Below are 24,906 nucleotides of genomic sequence, written 5' to 3'. Positions count from 1 at the left end.
AGCCATGGATGGCGGGGATCCGGCACTCGATTTTCGAAAGAGGGTGAAAACCGGTCGAAAGCCAATTCGGAGAATCCGAAGTGATCGTCTGTTCGTTATCTTAGCATCAAGAAGCGGCTTCGTAGAATGCTGGAGGGTCAGTCGGCGGGGTCAGTCCTTGAATTTTGAGAACCGCCTTGGCATACGACGAGTTTGAATGCTTCATTCACACCATGGCACGGCCCCTCCGCTTCCTAACGATGGGGTCAGTCCTTGAATCTTGAAAAGGCGAGCCCTTCAGGACCTCAGAAATTCGGAAATCCCGGCTAAGAAGGCAGTGATTTCGTGAGGGTTTTCATTGTTAAACAAATTTCATGATCCGCATCGTCACTCTATTCGAGCCTGAGCGAGCCGCGCTCTGGCCGCATTTCGTGGAGCACTACCGCGAGCGGGTGGATGAGATCCACGCCTTTGTCCAATGCGCTACTGACACAGATTCGCTGGAGGGCTACCGGTTGCCGGGGGTCACGGCACTGCACCGCTGGCCGCACCGTTTCACGGTGCCGTTTTGGGGCAATAGTCTGGGGTGGTATGCGCGGACGGTGTTTAACTCCGGTTATCTGATGCCGATCGATGTGGACGAGTTCATCAATGAGGATCTGCAGACCTTGGCGACCGAGATGGAGAGGACGGGGGCGATTTACGCGACCGGCTGGTGCGTGGATCGCTTCGCGGCGGGCGGGCATTTGCCGGAAATCGCTGCGGAGCCATCGCTAGAGGAGCAATTTCCGGTGATGTGCGAGGTGACAAAGCTGATGTGCGGGGCCGTGAACACGAAAGTGCTGATCACGAAGTGGCCGCACTGGGGGGCGATCCACCACCTCGGCGGTACGGCGGAGGAGAATGATGCCCGCTTGCCGCGGCTGCTGGTGTTTCATCACTACAAGTGGGACGGGGGAGTGATCGGCAGGATGAAGAAGCGGACGCGGGATCTGATCGCGCAGGGGGCGAGCTACGCGCATGAGCCGGGGATCGTGACGGCACATTTCGAGCAGCACGGGAGGATCCGGATCGAGGACTACAATGTTTTCCAGTGGGACCCATGAGATGCCGGGAGTTTGCTAGTTTTCAGTCTTCAGTTTTCAGGAAAGGCAGAGAGAGTGCGGTAGGCGTCCGCCCTTGTGCCAGCCCTTCGCCATTGTCCCGTGATCTGCATTCATCCTATTCCTCTGCGGCCCTTTCCCGCGAGAACTCAGGCAAGCTTATGGAAGGTCCCTTTAAGCGGCGAGGCACCCCGCACCTGTCATGATGTTCAGTGTCGTGATTCCAACCCTGGGTCATAGCCCTTTTACGCTCCAGATCCTGATGAGGATACTGGGTGCGGCGGAGGAGGTGGGGGAGGTCCTGCTGATCAACAATTCCGGCAGGGGGATCGAGATCCCGCGGCATGCCAAATTCAGGGAGGTGGTGCTGCCATCCAACATTTTCGTGAATCCCGCGTGGAATCTGGGTGCCGGCTTGGCGAGTGCGGGCTGCGAGTGGCTGGTCTTCCTGAATGACGATATCCTGATTCCGGAAAACAGCTTCGAGAGGCTCGCCGCCGCGCCGCTCTCCGGCTACTCGCTGATCGGCACCCGGGCTGAATCCATCGGGCCCCTGACCCGGCATGACGATTACTTCCAGGATGCGGTGGAGATCTCCGGGTGCGGGTCCGGCCGGAACTGGGGATTCGGCGTGTGCATGATGGTGAGGAAGGCGGATTTCGTTCCGATACCCGATGAGCTCAAGATCTGGTGTGGAGATGACTTTCTCATTGATGAAATGGGGCGGACGGGAAAGCGGGTCGGGGTGATGGACCTGCAGATCAGGACGCACATGTCCGTGACCGCGGACAGGGCGGAATTCAGGGGGATCTGCGAGAATGACATGGCCGCCTACCGGCGGATCCGCGGTGCCGCCTGATTGCCAGCCGATCACAACGCCTCAAGAGATTTCCAACGATGCCAAAACTCAGCGATTACTTCGAACGGATCTACATCATCAATCTCCCGTACCGGCCCGACCGGCGGGAGAGGATCGAGCGGCATCTCGATGAGCTGGGCCTGGCGGGTCCGGGCGAGATCACCTGGGTGAAGGCTATTTCAGGTGACATGTGCTGGCCGCCGTCTTGGTTCAAGGCCGGAGGCGGTGCCTGGGGCTGTCTGCAAACGCACCTGCGGCTGGTGCAGGAGGCAATCATGGACGGGATCGGGAACTATCTGGTGCTGGAGGACGACGCGGTTTTTCACGCCCGTGCGCCGGACCATCTCCAGTTGCTGATGGATGAATTGCCTCCGGACTGGGGGCAACTCTATCTCGGCGGCCAACATTTGCAGAAGCCGCAGGCCGTCGACGGGACCTCCTTTGTGCTCCGGGGTTCCTGTATCAATCGCACCCATGCCTTCGCGCTGCATCGGCGGGCGATGGCAATCTTCCAGCAGCACATCGCCAATGCCCCGGATTACATCGAGCGCGCGCCGTGGCATGTGGACCATCAGCTTGGGATCGCCCATGAGCGGCGCGATTGGAAGGTTTACACCCCGGCGTGGTGGTTGGCAGGCCAGGACGACGGCGGGAGCAATATTTCGGGCCGGGCGAATCCGCGGATGTGGTGGTTCCCGCCGGGCTTCAGCAGCGGTCTGCCCTTTATTTATCTTTCTCCCGATCAGGAGGCAGAGCTTGCGGCGCAAGTGCGCGAGGCGGTGCATTTCGGGAACACGCTGAAGCCAGGCACTTTTGAAGACGCCGGCTTGGATGCTTGCGTGGGAGAGCAGCAGGAATTGGAGAAGTGGCTGGCGATGATTGCGGGCGAGGCCTTGGACCGGGGTATGCTTCCCGGCATCAGGCATGCGGAGATCACGATGGAGGAGGCGGGCGCTTGCTGGCCCGCGGGAATTCGTGACGCCGGGGGCGCGGATTTCGAGAGCCTCTTGAATTATCCCTACAACGGCTTGTTTGCCCACCCGCTCAACGAATAGGCATTTTCATTTCGCCTCGGTCCTGAAGTCCCCGCCGAGGGCGAGGTGCAGGTCGATGCGATTCTGGAGGCGCTGGTTGCGGAGGCGGATCAGGCTGCCCCGGGCATTGGTCGCGCGGGTCTGGGATTCGAGGACGCGGAGGATGTCGTCGTTCGAGCCGTCCGAGTAATCGCGCGCCGATTGCTTCTGCGCCAGGGCGGCTTGTTCGACTTCCTTGAGGAGGAAGCTCTCTTGCTCGGCGAGTGAGGCATCGGCATTCAGCGCGGACTCGACTTCGCGGAAGGCTTCGAGCGCGGTCCGGGCGTACGCGTGCACGGTGGCATCGTTGGCGGCGAGGGCAGCCTTGGCGTTGGCGGCGAGCGCGCCGCCTTCGTAAAGGGATTGGCTGGCATTCGCCGCGACCGAGGTGGCGAGGAAGGCGGGATCGAGGAAATTGCCGAAGCGTGAGACGGGCGTGCCGCTGCTACCTGTTAGAGCGAGCCGCGGCAGGAGCTCCTTGCGGGCGGCGTCGGCGCGCTTGGCACTGGCGAAGATCTCCGCGCGGGCCTCGGCGAGATCCGGGCGGCGCTCGATGAGGCTGGCGGGGAGGCCCGCGGGCACGTGGCTTTTCAGCGCCGGCAATTCGCGGCTGCCGCGTGATTCGGCGGACGGGTAGCGGCCGATCAGGACTTCGTAGCTGCGGGCGGCTTCGTTGCGGGCAAGTTCGGCGGCTTTCACGGCGCGCCCGGCGGCGGCGACGTTGGTGCGGCCGAGCTGGACATCTAGGGCACCTTGGCCGGCACCGCCCTTGAAGAGGCGCTCGGTGATGCCGAGTACCTTGCTGTTCGAGTCGAGGGTCTCATGGGACAGCTCTAACAGGTGCTCCGCGGTGATGAGGTTGCACCAGGCCTTGCCCGCATTCGCCGCCAGCGAGAGCCGGGCACCGCGGTAGGCGGCTTGGGCGGAAGCATGGTCGGCTTCATCGGCGGAAGTGAGATCGCGCAAGCGGCCCCAGAGGTCGATCTCCCAGGAAGCGGCGAGCGACAGCCCGTAGTTCTCGGATTCATCGGCGGGGTTCCTGCCGTTCTCGTTGATCCGGTAGCCTGCCGCGGCATCGACCCCGGCGGAAGGCCGCAGCCGGGCCCGGCCGGCGATGGCGGAATGCTTGGCCTGCCGCATCCGCGCGGCGGCGGTTTTGAGATCTTGGTTGTGTTCCAGCGCCTCGCCGACCGCCTGCTTCATCCCGCGGTCGGAGAACTCGTCCAGCCAACCGGTGCTGATCTCGCCATGGTGGCCATTGGAGGCGGCTTGCCAGGAGTCGGGGGCGGAGACTTCGAGGCGTTCGTGGGGGATGTCGAAGTGGAAGCCTTCGCATGAGACGAGCGCGAGGGCGACCAGCGTTACAGTGGCTCGGAAGGATCGGTCTTGTGGGAAAATCGATTGCATGGGCCGGGTTGGCAGACGACCTTACGCGGTTGCTGGCGGTGCTTTGTCTGCCGGGCAAGACAAACGGGCCGCGAGGGCAGAGCAAGCAGGAAGCTTGGGTGCACGCCTTTACTCTTCTATTGGTCGGCGAGTTTTTCTTTTAGCATCGTGAGGATGGCCCGGAATTCCGGCGCGAGGTGAACTCCGTTCCGATCAAGGTTTTCTAACGTATCATAGGCAGACTGCCGGTAGCGTCTCTCGGAAAAGGCATCTCCCTGCGCCCCGGCAAGACGTGCCAATTTGTAGTAGGGAACAAAAAGGTCGCGTTGCCATTGGGTATTAGCTGGGTTGGCGGCGGCGAGTTTCTCGCGGATGGCGAGTGAGTCGGCGAAGCGTTTGGTGGCCACGTCAATTCCGCCTTGTGCGAAAGCGAGATTGCCGCGCCGGTCATGGGTGACGGAAAGGTCTCGTTGCCACTCGGTGTTGGCGGGATCGGCGGCAGCGAGTTTTTCGCGGATGGCGAGTGAGTCGGCGAAGCTTTCATCGGCCAAGTCAAGCTTGCCTTGAGCTACCGCGACATCGCCGAGCTTGTTATAACAACTGGAGAGATCACTCTGCCATTGCGCGTTGTCGGGGTCAGCGACGGCGAGCGAGTCGGCGAAGCGTTTGGCGGCCACGTCAAGCCTGCCTTGGGCGACGGCGACATTGCCGAGCCGGTCATGGATGCTGGCGAGGTCACGTTGCCACTCGGTGTTACCTGGGTCGGCGGCAGCGAGTTTTTCGCCTATGGCGAGCGAATCGGTGAAGAGTTTGGCGGCCACCTCGAGTTTGCCTTGGGCGAGGGCAATATCGCCGAGCTTGTTATAGCTGATGGAAAGGTCGCCCTGCCACTGAGTGTTTGCGGGCTCGGCAGCTGCGAGTGTTTCGCGAACGGCGAGCGAGTCGGCGAAGCGCTCGGCGGCCACGTTAAGATCGCCTTGGGCGATGGCAACATCGCCGAGCTTGTTATAGCCCATGGAAAGGTCTCGCTGCCACTGGGTATTATCTGGGTCGGCGGCTGCGAGTTCCTCGCGGATGGCGAGTGAGTCGGCGAAGCGCTTGGCGGCCAGGTCTTGCTTGCCTTGGGTGACGGCTACATTGCCGAGTCGGTCGTGGCTGATAGAAAGATCGCGCTGCCACTCGGTGTTGGCGGGGTCGACGACGGCAAGAGTTTCGGCGACAGCAAGCGAGTCGGCGAAGTGTTTGGCGGCCACTTCAAGCTTGCCTTGAGTGACGGCGACATCACCGAGGCGTTCGTGGCTGACTGAAAGGTCGCGTTGCCAGAGGGTGTTGGCGGGGTCGACGACGGCGAGTTTTTCGCGGATGGCGAGCGAGTCGGCGAAACGGTTGGCGGCCACTTCAAGCTTGCCTTGGGCGACGGCGACATCGCCGAGTCGGTCGTGGCTCAGAGAAAGATCTCGCAGCCATTCGGTGTTGGCGGGGTCGACGACGGCAAGTTTTTCGCGGATGGCGAGAGAGTCGGCAAAACGGTTAGCGGCCACGTCAAGCTTGCCTTGGGCGATGGCGACATCGCCGAGTCGGTCGTGGTTAATAGAAAGATCGCGCTGCCATTCGGTGTTGGCGGGGTCGACGGCGGCAAGGGTTTCAGCGACAGCGAGCGAGTCGGCAAAGCGTTTGGCTGCCACGTCGAGCTTGCCTTGAGCGACGGCGACACCGCCGAGCTTGTGATAGCAGATGGAGAGGTCGCGCTGCCATTGGGTGTTGTTAGGGTTGGCGGCGGCAAGAGTTTCGGCGACAACGAGCGAGTAGGCGAAGCGTTCGGCGGCAACCTGAAGCTTGCCTCGGGCTAGAGCGACATCGCCGAACCGGTCGTAGCAGGAGGATCGCTCACGTTGCCATTTCGGATCGTCCTGTGGGGCGCGTGAGAGCCAATCATCGACTGCGCGCAGGCAGGTGTCGATATGGGTCAATTGGCCGCGGAATAGGAGAAGGTCGCGAATGTCGTAGAGGAGCAAGTTTGCAAGGGAAAGCCACAGGATTGGCGGGCGGGAAGTCTCCAGCAGAACGGCGGCGTGGGTGAGGTGTCGGGCGAAAGGGATTACGGCGTCGATGCCTTGGGCGTCGCGCGCGCCCTCCTGCAATTCCCCGGCGAGCTGGCGAGCGAGAGTCTCGGCGAGAGTCTCGGCGGCGTCCGGAGTTACTTCTTGGCGGGCGAATTGGTAGCCGAGGACGTGGGTGAATTCCCACTCGCCACCGGGAAGGGAACGGAGGATGGAGCGATGGGCCAGTTCGCGAAGGGTGGCCGAACCTTCTAAGATCGGTGACAGTAAGCTGGCGGGGAAAGGGGCGCGGGCGAGGAGGGATGCAGCATCTAGTACGCGGCGAGTAGAGGTGTTCAGGCCGCGAAGGCTGCGACGGAATAGCCACTGGAGAGTGTGGTGCTTTGGCTCGTTCGGGTCGGGATCGTGGATTGGGGGGAGCATTTCCCCTTGCCATTCCACGGCGAGGGCGGCGGCGGCGTGGCCTTCGATGCCGAATAGGGAAGCGGCCCAGGTGATTGCGAGCGGGTGGCCTTCCAATAGGGCGAGCATTTCAGCAAGCAAAGTGGCGGGCGGTTCCGCGCCGAAGTGATGGCGGAACAGGTCGGTATCGTCCGGCGGTTCTAGACGGTGCTCGATGGCGATTCGACGGGCAGGCGGGGCCTGGGTGCTGTTCCGGGTGAGAAGGAGTGTGGTGGCAGACTCCGGCAGGATGGCGAGGAGGTCGCAGAGATAGGAGCGGTCGGCGGTGCCGTCGGCTTCTTCTGCGCCTTCGATCGTGAGGAGGAAGCGTTTGTTGGCGGCTGCGAGGGTGGCGCGTTCGTGAGCCGGGGCGTCTTTCTGGAAATCGTCTCCTTGCAATGCATTGGCAAGGGCGTGCCAGAAGGGGTCGGGGACGGCCTTCAGCGAGTAGAGATCGAGGAAGACGAGGCCGTGGGGGAAGAGCGTGCGGGCGAGATCGGTGGGGGTAGCTTTTCCGAAGAGACTGGCGAGGACCTCGGCGGCTAAGGCGGTCTTGCCCATGCCGGCGGGGCCGAGGACGGCGGTGTGCTTCCCTTCGCGGAGGCGGGCGGTGAGTTTGCCGTGTTCGACGACACGACCGAAGAAACGATCCGCGGCGGGTGGGAGTTGGTGGGGGATGGGATGGGGGCGGAACGAAGGACGTTCGATCAAGACCCTCACGCTATCCTTGATCTCGGAGAGATCGCTGGTGTGGGCTTGCTGACCTGCCAGCAGGGTTTGGATGCCGGAACGGATTTCATCGAGTGCCGCGACGAGTTCGAGGCGGAGGCTGGCGAGGTGGATGTCGAGGTTGGATCGGGCGGTGAGATCCTTTGCCTCGATGAGGGCGATGAGGGCTTGGTGATTGGAGCGGAGGACGGTGAGCTGGCCTTCGGCGAGTTCGGCGGCGAATTGCTTTTGGCGGGCGGCGGTGAGGCGGGCGGTTGAGTCCTGTTTTGTTAGGACGGAGAGGATTTCGCGGAGGCAGTCCTCGGCGGGGCGGTCGTGGCGCTTGAGGGCCTTATAGAGGGCGAAGGCGGGGTAGGCGGGGTCGTCTAGGGAGAGTTGGACCTGGTTGGGATTGGTGAGGCCTTGTTCGCATTCATCGATGAGCACGCCGGCGTAGGGGATGCGGCGGCGGACTTCTTCGGTGTTGCGGAAGATGGCTTGGAGGGTCCGGGAGAAGCCTTCCATCTTCTTGCCGTCCTTCCATTTGCCGTGGTAGTCGGCGGCAAGGACGCCGATGCCGGTGAGTCCGGCGGCCAGGCCGAGGGCGTCGCCATTGGTGATGAGGTCGAGGAGCTCGGTGTCCTTGAGATCGCCGACGAGGGATAGGCATTTTCCGCTGAGGCCCGCGACGGCGGCGCTGACAGCAATGATCGGGGAGGGAAGCTTACTCATGCCATGGGGAGACAAGCAGAGTGATGGGTTCGCGGCGATGGGAAAGCGATGGGAGTTGTGGAACCGGTTTGTGGATGGGTGGAGGAGGGAAGGCGTTCAACCGCAGATGGACAGGATGGACGCAGGTGGGAGATTTGGATTGGGGTGGGGTGGGTGGATTTGAGCGGTGGGGTTGATGGAGGGCTTGTGATGGTGGGTGGCAGTCAGGGACCGTTCTGCGGGGCAGAGCCTCCGCGGTCCCGGGGGGCAGGCATTCGGCGGGAGGTTGGGTTTGATTGGGGTCTTGTGGTGTGGCGGGCGGGGACCGTTCTGCCGGGCGGTGCCCGGCGGTCTCAATGGGGGCTGGGCGTTGTTGGAGACGTTGGGGTGGTGGAGAGACAGGGCGCGAGACGCACCCCCTCCTTGGTGTGCGGCGGTGCTTGGCGAAGCGGGGGTGGTGAGGTGGGCGGTCCTTGACGGGGAGGGGGGAAGTCGGGAGGGTTCGGGGCGTGAGTGATGCTTCTGCTGTTATCCAGGCCTCCAATCTTCATCGGAGCTACAAGATCGCGAAGAAGAGCATCGAGGTGCTGCACGGGATCGATCTGTCGATCCAGCGGGGGGAGCGGGTGTTCTTGTGCGGACCGAGCGGGGCGGGGAAGACGACCTTGCTTTATACCCTGGCGGGGCTGGAGCGGCCAGAGCAGGGGAGCGTGCACATTGACGGCGTGGATCTCTATTCGCTGGGGCCGAAGAGACAGGCGGCTTTCCGGAATGCGAAGATCGGCTACATTTTCCAGAATTACCTGCTGCTGCCGGAGCTGACGGCGCTGGAGAACGTGCTGGTGCCGGGGGCGATCGGCGGGGTGGATGCGGATGCGGCGGCGAAGGCGGCATTGGCACGGGTGGGGCTGGCGGACCGGGCGGATCACTTGCCCGCGGAGCTTTCCGGGGGCGAGCAGCAGCGGGTGGCGATTGCGCGGGCGCTGGTAAATCACCCGCCGGTGCTGTTTGCGGACGAGCCGACGGGGAATCTGGATTCGCGGAACAGCAAGGAGGTAATGGACCTGCTGTTAGGTTTGGCGGCGGAGAGCGATACGACTTTGGTGGTGGTGACGCATGATGAGCATCTGGCGACGCGGGGCGACCGGCGGCTGGTCATCAAGGATGGGAAGATCACCGATGGGTCGGCGCTGGCGACGACAGACGAGGCGCTGCTGTGCCAGCGTTGCGGCGGGACGGGGCGGGAGCCGGAGAGCGTTGCTTGAGGGAGGCACTCTTCCCGAGGGCGGCACGATCACTTGCGCATCCGAATCACCCAGGCACCCGGCCTCAAGCCGAGCACCTTGCGGCCCTTCTCCTCCCTCAGCGCGACGGCGTCCGTGGCACCCTCGGTCGCGGGCTCGCCAGGGAAGGGGAGATGGAACTCCGCTGCGGTGCCGGGGGGGACGATGATGCGAGCTTCCCATGCGGAGGCATCCGGGCCCTTGATCTCCATCGAGATCGGGCCCTTGGGGGTGGGGAACTTGATCCGGGCGCGTTCGAGCGAGGCGGTCTGCGGGCGCACTTGGAAACGCTTGAAGCCGGGCTCGAGCGGTTCGATCCCCATCAGGCGGCGGGCGATGATATTCGAAGGCGCGGCACCCCAGGCGTGGTTCCAATCGAGGTTCGGCTTCAGCGAGGGGTCCCAGGCTTCGAGGGTGATGGTGGAGCCGACCTTCTCCGACATGTTCAGCCATGAGCGGCGCTCGCGGGAAACCAGCAAGGAGAGCGCCTGCCCGCCTTCGCCGGCATCGTAGAGCGCGTCTAACAGGAACTGCGCGCCATAGACGCTGCAGGGCATGCCGCGACCCCTCAGATAGGTTCCGACCTTGGCTATACGGTCTTCCGGCACCAGCCCGAGGGCCAGCGCGAAGAAGCTGGCGTGAGCGGAGGCGTGGCTGACGGGCGTGCCGCTTTCCGGATTCCAGCCATCGACGTAGCAGCCGCGGGTTTCGTCCCAAAGCTGCTCGTTCACGGCCTTGCGGGTCTGCTCCGCCAGTGTGGCGAATTCCTTGGCATCGCCGCTCTTGCCGAGCTGTGTGGCGATCTTCTCTAACAGCACCAACGCGCGGTAGTGGAAGGCGGTGACGACGGTCTTCACCGGAGGCTTCATGTCGTAGCCGTCGCGTTCGTTCACGGGCCAATCAACGATGTCCTTGATCTCGCCATCGTTCCAGCCGAGGAAGAAGCCCTCCTTGCTGCGGCGCTGGATCATGGCCCGGCCCTTCAGGGTTTCGTAGTGCTTGCGCAGCGAGCGGTCGTCGCCGGACCAGAGGGAATCGTGCCAGGCCAGGATCACCGATTGCAGCCGCCATTCGGTGGGCCAGGTCGGCTTGTCTAACAGATACTCGTGGGTCAGGCGCGCGGTCTCGTAATTCGCATCGAGGCAGTAGTGGGAGAGCTGGTTGATCAGCACGTCGGCCTCGTAGGGTTTGCGCTCGCGGTCGCCATCGACGTAGAGGCCCATGAAGCTGGTGGCCTTGATGCTGTGCTTGCAAAGCTGCCACACGGCATTCAGCTCCGGGCTGGAGGACTCGAAGACGGCGGCCTTGTCATCGAAGGCCACGGCCCAGGAGATCCGGCGGATCTGGCCGATGGCGAAGCTTGGCGGCGCGCCCTCGATCTCGACGTAGCGGAAGGGCATCATCTCCTTGCAGCCCTTCGGCAAATCGAGGAAGCCGGACTTCATCCATCCCGGAGGCTGCCAGCTTACCGGCGGGCTGGTGGCATTGCGGGCACGCAGGCTCAGCTCATGGCGCTGGTAGCGGACGGTGCCGCCGGGCTTGCGATTGACTTTGCCCGGGGCCGAGAGGGCCTCGCCCAGGTGCAGGGTGACCTTGGCATTGGCATCCGCAGTGATCTCGACATTACCGAAGGCGGCGGTGCCGAAGTCCACGAACCAGTGCCCTTCGCCCTTCTTCTCACAAAGCACCGGTGCCTCCGTGGTGGGGACTACCGGGCTGCGCTCCGCGGCGAGGATGCTGGCAAAGGGCAGGAAGAGGCACAGTAGGAAGCGCATGGGTTCCGGCCAAGCAGCGATAAACGCGGGGCCGAGGCAAGGACGGGTGAGTGGTGCCCCCCGAAAATGGGGTACGCGGGCCAAGCCTTTACGAGGGAACCGGCATTTAAGGCTTTCGTCTGCGGCGCATTCGCGGTAAATCGCCGCCCCGACGTTAAGCGAAAGCCTGCCGCCGGGATTGTCCAAGGAGTCGCCTGTTTAGCTCAGTTGGTAGAGCAGTTCATTTGTAATGATCAGGTCGTCGGTTCGAGTCCGACAACAGGCTCTCTTGGAAATTCATCAAGGCGGGATTCTAAAAAGCACGAAAGATCGGTTGTCCTCAGCACTTCATCGTGCCTATTCAGAGCTGATGGGATTTGCTCGTAACCCGCCCACTGCCTTGCGAGATCGATCGGTGATGTTCATCGATGGTGAGAACATTTTGTTGAGATATGAAGCGATGGTCGCCGCAGGTCGTCGCTCATCTGGAATAATCAAACACAGTGTTGGCAGGTATGTTTGGGACGAGGAAATTTTCTCGTCTCCCCGTGAATGCCCGTATCGCATTTGTTACTACACCGCAGCAGCCGGAGACGATGATGCACTTGAGACTTTGCGCTCTGAAATCGCCAAGCTTCATTTTGGTGGGAGATCTGGAACCGAACGATTCAGTGAGGGCACCCTCACTCCATTCGTCTTCAAGAAGGAAGTGAGGAGAACAAAGACCAAGAGCGTCGACATCAATCTCACTACGGATTTGCTCCGGACTGCCTATAGCGGCGCGGTGGAGCATGTCATAGTCCTGTCGGGGGATGGTGACTATTTGCCGGTCTATGAAGAAGTGATGCGACGTGGTGTTAGGGTTACGGTTGGAGCGTTTTCTAGCGGGTTGAATCCGCTTATCCCGCCTCGCGTTGATCTCTTTTGGGATTTGGATTTGGAGTTTTTCGCTCGCTTGCCGACTTGAAATGCAAAGTGCTCCCGTGGCTCTCAGTCCTAGGCGGGGTTAGCGGATCGGCTCCTTGTGGATCGCATCGTCCCAGCTCTTGATGCCGATCACATCCAGGTAAGGCTTCGCTACCTGGTCCTCGTCCTTCGTCCCGAACGCTTGGTAGAGGTGCCAGATCGGCTTCTTGCCGAGGGGATCGCCGGTTTCGTCGGGGAACTTGCGCAGACCGATCTTCAGGCCGCCTTCGTGGCGATTGTCGATCCAGTTGTGGTAGTCCCAAGTTTGGATAGAGGATAGCGCCGACACCTTCTTCCACGCGAGGGCCATGCCGGCGGCTTGGTCGGCGAGTTGCTTCTCGGAATAGTCCTTCGAGTTGAAGCCGTTTTCGGTGAGATGGACCGGGCGGAGCTTGCCGCGGTATTGCAGGGCCGGCTGCTTCATGTAGGCGTCCAGCACTTCGAGGTTCTTCGGCGTGATCTTCTCGGTGTTGAAGGTGAAGGTCGCCTGGCTGTCTTCCCAGATGCGCGGGTTGAAGAGGTCCTGCGGGTAGGGGTGGTAGGCGAGGGCCCAGGGGAAGTCGCCTTCCGTCCGGCAAAAGCGCTGGAGCAGCTCTAACAGCCGCTTCGAGCCATACCAGTGCGGCTCGCCGCGGTTCGCCCAGTGGTGGGTGAGGGTGATGAAGGCGCGGCTGTTCGGATCATACTGGCGGGCGATCAGGTCCATCATCCGCATCGAACGCTGGTAGAGGTCCATGAAAACGATGTCCGGCTTCTCGCCGGCATTCGTCCAGACCCAGCCGGCATCCACTTCGTTGTGCATGATCCAGTGGTGGACCCGGCCGTATTTGCCAGCGGGTCGCGACCAGCGCTCCGCCATGAGATTGAGGATCGCCCCGTAGAGCGAGACACCTTCTTCCGAGGTGAAGTTCGGCATCGCGAAGATGCCGTCCTTGGTGGCATCGGGGTGGCCTAACACTTTTACCACCGGGTTGCTATCCTTCGCGGGATTTGCGACCAGCAGGATGGCCGAGACTACCACGCCGTGCTTCTGTGCTTCGAGAAATGTGGCGTCCAATCCGGCGAGCGCCTTCTCCTGCGCGTGGTAGGTGCGGCCCTGCCATTGGAAGGGGGTGGTGCCATCGCCGGGGGTCAGGGAGACCAGCGAATGAATCATCACGTTCACCGTCACCGAGGAGATGCCGAGATCCTTGAGCTCGTCGGGCAGGTGACCGACACCCCAACCGCCGAGGCCCTTCTTGCTCCGCAGCTTCCCGGCAGGGAGTTGGGGCGAGCGGCAGGCGACCTCATCCGGATAATGGGCTGCGGAGACGACCTCTTCCGCTTCCCCGGTCTTGCGGAGGATCTGCCAGCGCGAGAGCAGGCGGTCGTAGTCCTTGTCGGCGCGCGGCTTGCGGCGCGGCAGGTCGAGCGCGAAGCTGCCATCGGCAGCGGGTTGCAGGATCGTCGTGTCCGCGGGTTTCGGAAGCGTGCCGGCGGTGGTCTCGATCGGGATCTCGGCGAGGCTCCATTTGCCGCTCTCCTTGCCGACATTGCCCTCGATGTGGATCGAGGTTTCGCGGACGGAGACCTCGCGGATTTTTGCGGGAAAATCGCGGCCCAGATAGGCGTCCATGTCCGCTTCGAGAGGTGCGGCGGATGCCTGGCAGAGCAGGGCGAAAGCGGTGGCAAGGAACGCCGCCCGGCGGCGTGGAGCGTGAATCGGCATGCGACAAGTAACGTTTCTTTTCGGCCGATCCATCACGCATGACAAGAATGCCGCCGCTATGGCGGATTTTTCCGCGCTTGAACCGGACGGCGCGGGAACGCTGAGTGGCGCCATGCTGGAACGCGGATGGATGCGAAAGGTGCTGATGCTGGGACTCGGCTGGTCATGCAGTTCCTGTGTACTCAAGCGCGCCGCGGATATCATGACCGTGCCGCGCCGGGCGGACGACCTCGCGCATTGGGAGCAGGAGACGAAGCTCAAGCCGCAGCGCTTCGAGGTGGTGGCGAAGGATGGCATCAAGCTTTCCGCCTACACCTTGGACCCCACGCCGGGTGTCAAGAAGCGCGGCACCGCCTGGCTGCTCCACGGCTTCGGCAACAGCAAGGACCAGATGCTGCCGGTGGCCAAGAAGCTCTCCGCCGCGGGCTACCGCTGCGTGGCCTGGGACAGCCGCGGCCACGGCAAGAGCGAGGGAACCCGCGCGACCTTCGGGACCCGTGAGGTGGACGATGCGCTGCGGGTGATGGAAACCGCCCGTGCGATGCCGCAGAAGGTGAAGGGCCCCGAGGTGATCTGGGCCTATTCGATGGGCACGGCGGTGGCGCTGCAGACCCTGCCGCAAGTGCCGAAGGCCGAGGCCGCGGTGCTGCTTGCGCCGATGTCCGATCTCGGCGGCGTGATGTATCATCAGGCCCGGACCCGTTACAGCGGCATGCTCACGCCGATGGTGCCGGTGGTGCGGGCGAAGGTGACGAGCGCGGCGGGCTTTGATCCCAAGTCGATCCGGCCGGTGGATTTCGTGAAGCGGACCGACTGCAAGATGCTCTTCATCCACGGTGACAAGGATTCGACGATCCCGCCCTGGCAGTCGCAGCTGCTGTTAGACCAGTGCGCGCCCGGGCAGGGCGAGCGGATCCTGCTGCCCGGCGTCGGCCATGGCGGCGTGATGTGGGACCTGCCGGAGGAAACGGGCGATCAGGCGATCGAGTTCCTGCTGAAGAATTCGAAATGATCCCGCGGATCAGTTGCGGGAGGGCCAATGCCTGTAAGGATCTGCCTTCCGCGGCTCCGCCGCCGTGGAGTGCGTGCAGCCTGCTGCCGCTGTCCCGATGCAGCCTGCTGCAAGGGGCGCTGCAAAGGCGAAGCACCGGGTGTGGCGAGCCGCGGACGGAGCGTGGGATACGGAACTCTCCGGTGCTTCACGGCAGCAGGCTGCCTGCCGACAGCGGCAGCGGGCTGCGCGCAATCCACGGTCGCTGCGCGACTTTCGTTCCGGGGACTTGGCGGTGAGTGATGCTTTTCCGGTGCTTCGTCCGCCTGAAGGCGGGACTACTTACCCTTGGTGGCGGGCTGTTGGGGACAATGCTTTTAACGCACTCCTCACTTCACCGGCCCATACACCTCCAACTCGCTCAGGAAGGAGTGGTTCTCGCTGTAGTTATCCTGGCGCTCGTGATGGTCCGGAAAAGTCGCGCGGACGAATCTCGCGGGCCGCTTGTCGAAGCGCAGTTCCTTGCGCGCTTCGGTCTTTCCGGCGAACTCCTCCTTGCCGACTTCCTGGAAGTCCTTGCCGTCCTCGCTCACGGAGATCACCACGGACTTGGTCGAGCCGAAACCGGGGACGCCGAAGCGCACCGCCTGCACCTCGCGCGGACGGCCGAGGTCGATGGTGACGTACTTCGGGAATTGTGGTGCCGGGCCGGTGGCGAAGCAGTTGCCGGCGCCGCCCCACCAGTTGCCATCGGTTAGACCGGCGTTCCAGCCCGAGGGATTCGGATCGCTCGAGGTGAAGGGGCGCTGGCGGGCGACATTGCGGCCCATGCCCGGCTCGTCCGGCCAGTGGGTGTGGAAGGCGGCGGCGGGCAGGCCCTCATGGTTCATCAGGTTCGGCTGCGCGGTCTGAGACCAGGCGAAGCGCGCCATCGTCGGCTGCGGCACCTCGGCGCTCTTCAATAGGATCACTGGATCATTGCCGGAGATCTCCGCGGTCGCGGGCTTGAAATTCCAGTCCGGCCCCGCGACTTCGAAAAGCGCCGGTGCCTGCTGGTCGCGGGTTGCGAGACCGGTCGGCGTGCTCTTGAAGCGCACCTTGATCGCATCGCCCGCCACCTCGTAGCTTTCGAAAAGCGGGCCCGACTTCACGATGTCAGCCTTGCCATAAGTATCCGCCAGCGCCCACAGCGAGAGGCGGCGGCCGACCTCGGACTTGTTGCGCGGATGGATGTCGGCGGGATTGCCGATGTCCATGGTCACGGCCATCCCGGTGTTCGGAATCTTGAGGGCTTCCTGCTGGGCGATCCAGAGGCCTTGCAGCGCGCCCTGGCGGTTGTCGCCGTAGTTATAGGGCGCGAGCTGGACGAAGTAGAAGGGCGCGTCCGGCGCGTTGAATTGCTTCCGCCAGCCCTTGATCAGAGCTTCCATCTTGAGCGTGTAGAGCAGCTCCTCGCCGACGTTCGACTCGCCCTGATACCACAGGAAGCCGCGCAGCGCGTAGGGCACCAGCGGATGGATCATCGCCTGATAAGTGCCGAGCGCCTGGTTCGAGCCGACCGGCAGGACCGGCGGGGAAGGGGGCTGGGCGGGGACCGGCTTCTTCTCGTTCATCGCGCGCTCCGCGGAGTCCACCCAGGTGCGGGTGGCGGCGAGATGGCGGCGCATCGCCTCGTCATACTTCGGGCTGCCGGGGGTGCGGGCCCGGCGGAATTCGCGCATGTCCTGCAGGTCCTCGATCCCCTCGAAGCCTTCGTCCGCGAACCAGGGTTCGATCCGCGAGCCGCCCCACGAGCTGTGAATCAGCCCGACCGGAATCCCGAGCTCTTCGGTCAGGCGGCGACCGAAGAAATAAGCCACGGCGGAGAAGCCGCGCGCGGTGTCGGGCGTGCAGGGCTGCCAAGCGCCCTCGAAGTCATCGAGCCGGTAGGCCGAGACTTTCTTCGGCACGTTCAACAGGCGGAGCAGGGGAATCGGTCCGGAATTCGCGAGATCCTGATCTTCCTGGCGCGCGCCGCCGACGGTCCATTCCATGTTCGATTGGCCGCTCGCCAACCAGACCTCGCCGACCAGCACGTCCTTGAACTCGAGTTGATTTCCTCCCTCCTCGGCGACCGCCAGCGAGCGAGGCTCGGCACTGGCAGGCAGGGGATCGAGCTGGACGGACCAGGTGCTGTCCGGCTTCACCTCGGCGGTCTTCTCCTGCCCGGCGAACTTGACGGTGACTTTCTTGCCCGGGGTCGCGCGGCCCCACACCGGCACAGGGCGATCGCGCTGCAGCACCGCGCCGTCGGTGAAAACCTTGGGCAAGCGGACTTCGGCGAATGCCGGGACCACGAGGGCTGCCAGGGCGAGAATCAGCGGACGAATCATGGGCCCCATTAGGAGCGGTGGGCACGGATTCTACCAGCGTTGAATCGTCACTCTAACTCCTATTCAAATGCTTGAGGTTTTCTGAGCGAATGATAATGAAGTTCTACAAAGGCTGACCGCCCTGTCAGTTTTTACAGCCGTAAATGCTCCTAAATGTCGGCTTCTCCCTGGGCTGTTTTTTAAAAACCCCATGCTGTCCCCGCAACGCACCCTTGCGATCGCCTCCGTGGTGATCGCCCTAGCCGCCGTATGGTCGTGGCCTGACGGACCGCCGGACCCTGCTTTGCAAAAGGGGCAAGCCATCGGCCACGACCCGGCCAAAGTCGCCGAGCGTGCCCGCGAGGAGACCATGCCGCCTGACGAAAAGCCCGCCGGATTCGGCGAGTGGGCGATGGAGGAGATTGCCGAACCGGACTTCGCGAAGATCGAGGCCTTCAATGGCTGGGTCGAGCGCTGGAAGGATGCCCCGCCGGAATATCAGAAGGAGTTGCAAGCGGAAGGTCGCAAGCTGGCCGTCGAGCGCAGGCCGGAATTCAAGGCACTGATCGCCACCAATCCGCGCCTCGCCCTCGAGCAGGCCGTGCCGCGCGTGATCCGTCAGGACCTGCCTGCGGCGATCGTCGATTCACTTGAGACCCCGGTCTCCGCCACCGGCGATTATAATGTCTACCTCGGCAAGCCGGGACCGGATCAGGAGGTCCCGAAGGAAGGTCTGACCTTGCGCTATTTCGAGGCCGGCGGCGTCAGTTACAAGGCGCGGCCCGTCCCCGAGATCGCTGACCTCATGTCGCGCAAGCAGATCCCGCTGCGTGGGGTAGCGGTGGACCGCGAGTTCGCCGTGGCCGCGAGCCCGCTGCGACGCTTGGAGGACCGCGAAAGGATTCCGGCGGGCACCAAGGTCGAGAATGTCTGCCCGGTTTCCGGCGAGACCACCGAGGAAGTCGCATCCGGCGAGCCGGTCACTGAGGAAACCCCGACCGTGGAAGTCGGCGAGCGCATCATCACCCTCTGCGATGGCGCGCACGTCACCGTGCTCGACGAGAAGTATCGTACTTTGATCCAGGCCAGCGGGCCGGGCGGGCCGTCCTTCTTCATGGACAATTTCCCCGGCACCTCGTCGCGGGCGATCGGGAATTTCCGCTGCCTCTATATCCGCGCCACCTATCCCGACCAGATGGCCCCGCCGAATACCGAGGACGAGGCGATCGGGGACATGCGGAATACCACCCGCTTCTTCCTGGAAAACTCGTATGGCAAGATGACCACCACCGCCACGGTCACGCCGCTGATCGTGCTGCCGCAGACCCTCGCCTGGTACATCGCCAAGGACTCCGAGGTCGATGGACTGGGAACCATGCAGACTCAGGCGCGGACCGCGGCGCGGAAGCTTGGCTACGACTCGACCCAGTACAACTGCATCATCGTCCGCGTGAATGGCGGCCTGCGCAGCGGCTCCTCGTGGGGCGGCGGCGACAGCGTCTGGCTCGGCTGGGGCGGCATGGATGTGATCAATCACGAGTGCGGCCACTCGCTCGGCCGCAGCCACGCGAACTTCTGGGAGACCGACGACGGCACCGCCTACGGCAACGGCAAGAACCAGGAGTATGGCAACTCCTTCGACGTGATGGGTGGCAGCGGCGGCTTCGGCGCGCACTACAATACCGTCAGCAAGCGGGAGCTCGGCTGGCTGCCGGACAGCTACATTCACCAGCCGAAGACCAATGGCGTCTACCGCCTCTATGCCTATGACCAGCCGCGCCTGGAGGAGGGCAAGCGCTATGCGCTGACGGTGGCGAAGGACAGCATCCGCAGCTACAATCTCGAATACCATCCCGCCAAGGTCGCGGACCAAGCGCTGGTGATCTACGGCGGCATGGGCAGCAATGCCGGCCACCTGCTCGACACCACCCCGGGCAGCGCCGGTGGCAAGAACGATGGCGGGATCCGCCTCGGCAGGACCTTCTCCGATCCCGAGGCCGACATGCACTTCACCGTCATCTCGAAGGGCGAGACCTCGCCGCCTTCGCTGGATCTCGCTTACTTCCGCGGCCCTTTCGCGGGGAACCAGGCACCGGTCGTGAGTCTCGGTGCGAGTGCCACCAGCATCGCCGTCGGCGGCAGCGTGACCTTCACCGCCACCGCCAGCGATCCGGATGGCGATGCACTGGCCTATGAGTGGGAATTTGATGACGGGCAGACGGCTGCGAACGCCGCGGTGGTGACCCGCAGCTTCAGCACGACCGCGCAGATCACCGCGATGGTCACGGTGTCCGACATGAAGGGCAAGACGACCCGCCGCCACGTCGTCATCAACGTCGGCAGCCATGGCCGCCAAACGATCACCGGTAACATCACTTGGAACGCCGCGCCGCTCGCCAACGTGCGCGTGAGCAACGGCACCAAATACGCCTATACCGATGCCGCCGGCAACTATGCCCTGTCCGGCATCACCACCGGTGCTGCCACGCTCACCGCGACGCTCAATGGCTACCTCTTCACTCCCACCTTCACCAATCCGCTGGCGGTGGTAGTGGGTACCAATACCGCCCACTGGAGCGCCGACAATGAGACCTTCGTCACCCTGACCAAGACCGCCGATCCGGTCGAAGGCGGTGCGAGCGGCAGCTTCACGCTGACCCGCACCGGCCCGACCACCGATGACTTGATCGTGAAGGTCAATCCGGCCGGTGGCACCGCGATTCGCGGGACCGATTACAACTTCGCGCCGAACTACGTGACGGACGGCGATTACCGCACCTTCACCATTCCCGCGGGTTCGGCGTCCCTCGTTGTGGTGGTCACGCCGACGAATGATTCGTCCTCGGAAGGACCGGAGACCATCACCCTGCAGATCGTTTCGACCGGCACCTTCCTTTCGAATTCGGCGAACGCGCTTCTGATGACCCTGGCCGACAACGACACCGCGCTGCCTCAAGTGTCGGTGGTCGCGAGCGATCCCTATGGCATGGAGTTCCCCTCCGACAACGGCACCTTCCTCTTCAAGCGGATCGGACCCACGACCGCCGCGCTCAACCTGACCGTGACCTGGACCGGAACGGCCACCAACGGCAGCGACTACACCACGCTCCCTACGACCGTGACGATTCCCGCCGGGCAGGGTTCGGCCCTCGTGAATGTCTCGCCTTCGAACGACACCACCCTCGAAGCGCCGGAGACGGCGACCGTTAACATTAGCTCGAATGCCGCTTATGTTCGCGACAGCTCCGCCACCACCGCGACGGTGACCTTGAGCGATGACGACAGCCCGGCGATCACGGTGACCGCGGTGGACGCGAGCGCCTCGGAGGCCGGGCCGGATTCGGGAATGTTCATGATCAGCCGCACGGGTAGCACGGCTGCGGCGATCAAGGTCTACTATGGGCTCTCGGGCAGCGCTTTCCACGGTACCGACTATGCGCCGCTGACGGGCGAGCTGACGATCCCGGCCGGCTCGGCCAATGCGCCGGTGGTGATCACGCCATACAATGACGACATCGGCGAACCGGTCGAGGAAGTCACCCTGGCCGTGATCACCTTCAACAATGCCTACAGCCTGGGAGCATCCTTCCAGGCGACGCTGGGCATCGCCGACAGCACCGACACGCCGCTGGTCGCCGTGCGTGCGGGGAACGCCGGCACCGAGGGCGGATCGAATGCCACCCTGATCTTCCGGGCGATCGGCTCCGGTACCGGTAACGTGACCGTGAATTACACGGTGAGCGGCACCGCCACCGCGGGCAGCGATTACAACACACTCTCCGGATCGGTCGCGGTGGCAGCCAGCGGCACCAACGAGGCGACCGTAACCATCCCGGTGACCAACGACGCCGTTGCCGAGCCGGCCGAGACGGTCAAGGTCAAGATCACCCCATCCGCCAACTACCGGGCCTACAACGACGGCAGCGCCGAAGCCGTCATCCGCGACAACGACAGCGGCGAGCGAGTCTCCGTCTCCGCCTACAACTCGGGAGCCTCGGAAGGCGGCGGCACCGGGAGATTCTACATTGCCAGGGCCGGCAGCACCGGCGATCTGACCGTGAGCTACATCCTCTCCGGCACGGCCACGGATGGCGCGGACTATAGCCTTTTCGGCAAGACTACGGAGGGCACGGAATACGCCATCACCGGCCCGGTGCTGATTCCCGACACGGCGACCGGCGTGGTGGTGAATTTCAGGCCGGTGGACGACGCTCTGGCGGAAGGCACCGAGAAGGTCACCCTGACCGTCGTCGCGGCTGCCGGCTACGGTGTGGATCGCCCGGCCTCCGCCACGCTGGAAATCGCGGACAACGAAAGCCTCGCCCTCCGCGTCGGCTTCCAGACTTCCAGTTCCGCGACCAGCGAGCAACCCGGAGCCAATGGCGAGTACCGCGATATTCCCGTCGTCCTCTCCGCCTCCTCGGCGAATACGGTGACGGTGGACTACACCGGCGGTGGCGGCGGCGCGACCGGCGATGACGTCGATTGGTCCTACGTCGATGCCGCCAATGGCAATGCGATCATCCCCGGCGGCACCCTGAGCTTCCCGCCCGGCACGACCACGCAGAACCTCCGCATCCGCGTGAAGAACGACGGGGTTTCCGAGCAGGCCGAGACGGCGACGCTGGAACTGCGCGCCGCCAACCAAGCCTCTCTAACAGCAGGACTGAACAAGCACCACGTGCTGATCTTCGACGGCGCGGTCCCGGCCCTCGTGACCGAGGAGCGTTGGAACGGCGGCACGGTCTATAACAACCAAACCTGGAGCAGCGTCACTCCCAACTACAGCGGGCTGCTGACGACCTTCACCACGCCGGTCGATGTGGCCGATGACTATTCGCGGCGCCTGACCGGGCAGATCGTGGCCCCGGTGACCGGACAGTACCGCTTCTGGATCGCCTCCGACGATGCCTCGCGGCTCTACCTCAGCACCACCGCCAGCGCGGCGAACAAGGTCCAGATCGCGAATCTAACAACCTACACCGATTTCCAGAATTGGGAGACGGCCGGTTCGCAGCAGTCGGCGCTGATCAACCTGGTGGCCGGGCAATCCTACTACATGGAAGTCCAGCACCAGGAGGGGGGCGGCGGCGACCATGTCTCGGTGGCTTGGCAAGGTCCCGGCTTCACGCGGATCCCGATCGCGGGAGCGGCGACGGATGTCGCGCCGCGGACGGTGCGCTTCGTTACCTCCGCCAGCACCCGCCGCGAAAGCGATGGCGCCGAGCCGCTGCTGATGGCCGTGCTCGACCGCCCGGCAGGAACGACGGCGATCACCGTCAACTACGGCGTAAGCGGGAATGCCGCATCCGGCAACGACTACACCTTGACCCCCGGCACGCTCAGCTTCGCGGCGGGCGAGCAGATGAAGCTGCTGCCCTTGGCCCTGCTTGCCGATGCCGGGAGCGAGACGCCCGAAGTGCTCACCGTCTCGCTGACCACGGCCAGCGGCGCTCAGATCGGCACGCCCTCCGTGCACACGATCACGCTGGTGGATTCCGCGGCCCCCATCGTGGAGCCGGGCTTCGGAAGTGCGGTGGCGGCGACCGCGCCCGGCACGGTGCTGGGCACCATGACCGCGGTCCCGGCTGCGGGGCGGACCATCGCTTCGTGGGCGATCGTCGCGGGAAATATCCCGGCGGTCTTCTCGATCAATGCCAGCGGTCAAGTCAGCGTGTCGTCCGGCGTCTCGCTGCCGAATCCCGGCGCGGTGCAATTGGTGATGCGCGCGACCGACAATCTCGGATCGAGCGGCGACGGCACCTTCAACGTCGTCTGCAATGCCCCCGCCAACCGTATCTCGGAGCGGCGCTGGCTAGGGGACTCCGCATTCTGGAACGAGAACTGGACCGGCACCGCCAGCTTCAATGGCAGCCTCACCACCTTCACCACGACCTCCAGCGGCGCGGGCGACAACTACTCGCGGCGTCTGACTGCCTTGCTGGTCCCGCCGACGAGCGGCGACTATACCTTCTGGGTCGCCGGCGACGACCAGTGCCGCCTCTACCTCGGCACCAACGGGAGCTCGGCCAGCAAGGTGCAGATCGCTGCGGTCGATGACTACACCAGCTTCCAGGCATGGGACGAAGAGGGCGCTCAGAAGTCGGCCCCGATTCCCCTCCAAGCGGGCAAGGTCTATTGGATCGAGGCCCAGCAGCGCGAAGGCAGCGGCGGCGACCACTTGTCCGTCGCTTGGTCCGGCCCGGGGATCTCGCGGGTTGTGATCCCTGCTTCGGCGCTCTTCCCCTTCACTCCCTCCGCGGACTTCGGGCCGGCACCTGCACTGCCTTCGGCGGTGGTGGATGCGCCCTTGGCAGGCGCGATCTTCGAGGCGGGCGCGAATGTCCCGGTCAGCGCGAATGTCGCGGGCGGCACCCAGACGATCACCTCGGTCGCATTCTACCGCGGCGCGACCTTGATCGGGTCCGATGCCTCCCCGCCCTATGCGGTGACGTGGAACGGTGCGACGCCGGGGACTCATGCCATCACGGCGAAGGCGGTCTTCAGCGGCGGCGGGGTGACTTCCTCGCCGGTCACAATCACGGTGAACGATCCGAACCACGCGCCTGCTTTCACCAGCGATCCGCTGGTGAAAGCGGCGGCCACCGAGGATCTCGCCTACAGCGGCTCCCTGGCGGCGGACGCGGCGGACCCGGACTTCGGTGACAGCGTGACCTTCACCAAGCATGGCGGTCCCTTGTGGCTTGCCGTGGCAAGCGACGGCACGCTCTCCGGCACGCCGCCGCCGGGGAGTTCGGGACTCAACAGCTTCACCATCCAGGCGACGGATGTGGAAGGCGCAGCCGCGCAGGCGACCCTGCAGATCGAGGTGGTCGCGGGCGCCGGTTTGCCGCTGCCTTGGGAGGCCGGTGCCGTCGGCGGCGCGACGCTATCCGGATCTGCCACCTATGCAGGCGGCATCTATACGGTCGCGGGGGCGGGGACCTTGGCCGGTCGCAACGATAGCCTCAATTTCGCCTGGCAGACCATCAGCGGCGACGGGTCGGTCACCGCCCGGATCAACACGCTGGAGAGCACCGGCCCGACCGCGAGGGTGGGGGTGATGATCCGCGACACCCTGGCCTCGAACTCACGCCACATCTTCATCGGCCTGGATGGCGATAGCAGCTACCGCTGGGTCCGCCGCACCGGGATGAACGGCAACACCTCCACCTCATCGAGCGGCTCCGCAACGGTGCCGGCGGCATGGGTGCGGCTGGTGCGGAGCGGCAACCTCATTACCGCCTTCAAGAGTGCGGACGGCGTGAACTGGATCACGGTCGGCAGCCTCAGCGCCGGTTTCCCGGAGACCTGTTACGCGGGTCTGGCGGTGGCGAGCGGCAGTGAAGCGGTGCTGAACACGTCGAGCTTCAGCTCGGTCACGGTCGCGCCCTGAGTCCAATTTGTGGGGATCCTCGGGCTGCTTCACTTTACTCCGGTATGGAGGCCTCCATACCGGAGTAAAGTGAAGCAGCCCCGGGACTTCCCGGATTTTACCGGACCTTGCCGGGGACTTCTACTGTCAGTCGAGAA

General features: G+C 64.0%; 12 protein-coding genes and 1 tRNA gene. 8 read left to right on the top strand and 5 right to left on the bottom strand.

Annotated elements, in window-relative coordinates:
* The first annotated feature begins 353 nt into the window (after positions 1-353).
* The 3 genes from ABWK72_RS02900 to ABWK72_RS02890 all read left to right on the top strand — a co-directional run bounded on the left by ABWK72_RS02900 (position 354) and on the right by ABWK72_RS02890 (position 2,996).
* Positions 354-1,085, top strand: coding sequence for a hypothetical protein (locus ABWK72_RS02900; RefSeq protein ID WP_367873279.1), 732 nt, complete (start codon positions 354-356; stop codon positions 1,083-1,085).
* A gap of 214 nt (positions 1,086-1,299) precedes the next feature.
* Entirely contained in the window at positions 1,300-1,941 is a 642-nt protein-coding gene (locus ABWK72_RS02895; RefSeq protein WP_367873278.1) for a glycosyltransferase family 2 protein, read from the top strand.
* 38 nt (positions 1,942-1,979) lie between these two features.
* Positions 1,980-2,996: a glycosyltransferase family 25 protein gene (locus tag ABWK72_RS02890; RefSeq protein ID WP_367873277.1), complete on the top strand. Its 1,017-nt coding sequence runs from the start codon at positions 1,980-1,982 to the stop codon at positions 2,994-2,996.
* Between the two features lie 6 nt (positions 2,997-3,002).
* Here ABWK72_RS02890 and ABWK72_RS02885 read toward each other — a convergent pair whose 3' ends face one another.
* Both ABWK72_RS02885 and ABWK72_RS02880 read right to left on the bottom strand, forming a co-directional pair.
* Positions 3,003-4,421: an efflux transporter outer membrane subunit gene (locus tag ABWK72_RS02885; RefSeq protein ID WP_367873276.1), complete on the bottom strand. Its 1,419-nt coding sequence runs from the start codon at positions 4,419-4,421 to the stop codon at positions 3,003-3,005.
* Between the two features lie 116 nt (positions 4,422-4,537).
* A complete protein-coding gene (locus ABWK72_RS02880) occupies positions 4,538-8,341 on the bottom strand; it encodes a tetratricopeptide repeat protein (protein WP_367873275.1) in 3,804 nt (1,267 codons plus the stop codon).
* Positions 8,342-8,829: 488 nt separating this feature from the next.
* On the opposite strand from ABWK72_RS02880, the gene ABWK72_RS02875 reads away from it, so the two are divergent.
* On the top strand, positions 8,830-9,585 hold the full coding sequence (locus tag ABWK72_RS02875) for an ABC transporter ATP-binding protein (RefSeq protein ID WP_367873274.1): 756 nt from the start codon (positions 8,830-8,832) through the stop codon (positions 9,583-9,585).
* Positions 9,586-9,614: 29 nt separating this feature from the next.
* Here ABWK72_RS02875 and ABWK72_RS02870 read toward each other — a convergent pair whose 3' ends face one another.
* Positions 9,615-11,378 carry an alpha-L-rhamnosidase C-terminal domain-containing protein gene (locus ABWK72_RS02870; RefSeq protein ID WP_367873273.1) on the bottom strand — a complete coding sequence of 588 codons (1,764 nt, stop codon included), beginning with the start codon at positions 11,376-11,378 and terminating at the stop codon, positions 9,615-9,617.
* A 192-nt stretch (positions 11,379-11,570) separates the two neighbouring features.
* Here ABWK72_RS02870 and ABWK72_RS02865 point away from each other — a divergent pair.
* A tRNA-Thr gene (locus ABWK72_RS02865) sits at positions 11,571-11,643 on the top strand.
* 3 nt (positions 11,644-11,646) lie between these two features.
* A complete protein-coding gene (locus ABWK72_RS02860) occupies positions 11,647-12,324 on the top strand; it encodes an NYN domain-containing protein (protein ID WP_367873272.1) in 678 nt (225 codons plus the stop codon).
* A 39-nt stretch (positions 12,325-12,363) separates the two neighbouring features.
* Here the strand turns inward: ABWK72_RS02860 and ABWK72_RS02855 are convergent, their stop codons facing one another.
* Positions 12,364-14,031 (bottom strand): DUF5722 domain-containing protein, encoded by a 1,668-nt coding sequence (locus tag ABWK72_RS02855; protein WP_367873271.1) that lies wholly within the window; start codon positions 14,029-14,031, stop codon positions 12,364-12,366.
* 58 nt (positions 14,032-14,089) lie between these two features.
* Here ABWK72_RS02855 and ABWK72_RS02850 point away from each other — a divergent pair, with 58 nt between their 5' ends.
* A complete protein-coding gene (locus ABWK72_RS02850) occupies positions 14,090-15,043 on the top strand; it encodes an alpha/beta hydrolase (protein WP_367873270.1) in 954 nt (317 codons plus the stop codon).
* 368 nt (positions 15,044-15,411) lie between these two features.
* On the opposite strand, the gene ABWK72_RS02845 is transcribed toward ABWK72_RS02850, so the two are convergent.
* Entirely contained in the window at positions 15,412-17,394 is a 1,983-nt protein-coding gene (locus tag ABWK72_RS02845) for a sialate O-acetylesterase (RefSeq protein WP_367873269.1), read from the bottom strand.
* Positions 17,395-17,584: 190 nt separating this feature from the next.
* On the opposite strand from ABWK72_RS02845, the gene ABWK72_RS02840 reads away from it, so the two are divergent.
* Positions 17,585-24,769: a Calx-beta domain-containing protein gene (locus ABWK72_RS02840; protein WP_367873268.1), complete on the top strand. Its 7,185-nt coding sequence runs from the start codon at positions 17,585-17,587 to the stop codon at positions 24,767-24,769.
* Positions 24,770-24,906: the final 137 nt, after the last annotated feature.

The sequence above is a fragment of the Luteolibacter sp. Populi genome, assembly GCF_040801775.1.
In the GTDB taxonomy this organism is placed as follows: domain Bacteria; phylum Verrucomicrobiota; class Verrucomicrobiia; order Verrucomicrobiales; family Akkermansiaceae; genus Haloferula.
The sequence above is the reverse complement of the archived record's forward strand: the minus strand, read 5'-3'. Positions and strand labels throughout refer to the sequence as shown.

Bases quoted from the DNA above. Each gene is read 5' to 3' on its own strand.
- ABWK72_RS02870 (WP_367873273.1), bottom strand. From the start codon at position 11,378: ATGCGCTTCCTACTGTGCCTCTTCCTGCCCTTTGCCAGCATCCTCGCC.
- ABWK72_RS02885 (WP_367873276.1), bottom strand. From the start codon at position 4,421: ATGCAATCGATTTTCCCACAAGACCGATCCTTCCGAGCCACTGTAACG.
- ABWK72_RS02880 (WP_367873275.1), bottom strand. From the start codon at position 8,341: ATGAGTAAGCTTCCCTCCCCGATCATTGCTGTCAGCGCCGCCGTCGCG.
- ABWK72_RS02890 (WP_367873277.1), top strand. From the start codon at position 1,980: ATGCCAAAACTCAGCGATTACTTCGAACGGATCTACATCATCAATCTC.
- ABWK72_RS02900 (WP_367873279.1), top strand. From the start codon at position 354: ATGATCCGCATCGTCACTCTATTCGAGCCTGAGCGAGCCGCGCTCTGG.
- ABWK72_RS02840 (WP_367873268.1), top strand. From the start codon at position 17,585: ATGCTGTCCCCGCAACGCACCCTTGCGATCGCCTCCGTGGTGATCGCC.
- ABWK72_RS02855 (WP_367873271.1), bottom strand. From the start codon at position 14,031: ATGCCGATTCACGCTCCACGCCGCCGGGCGGCGTTCCTTGCCACCGCT.
- ABWK72_RS02845 (WP_367873269.1), bottom strand. From the start codon at position 17,394: ATGATTCGTCCGCTGATTCTCGCCCTGGCAGCCCTCGTGGTCCCGGCA.
- ABWK72_RS02850 (WP_367873270.1), top strand. From the start codon at position 14,090: ATGGCGGATTTTTCCGCGCTTGAACCGGACGGCGCGGGAACGCTGAGT.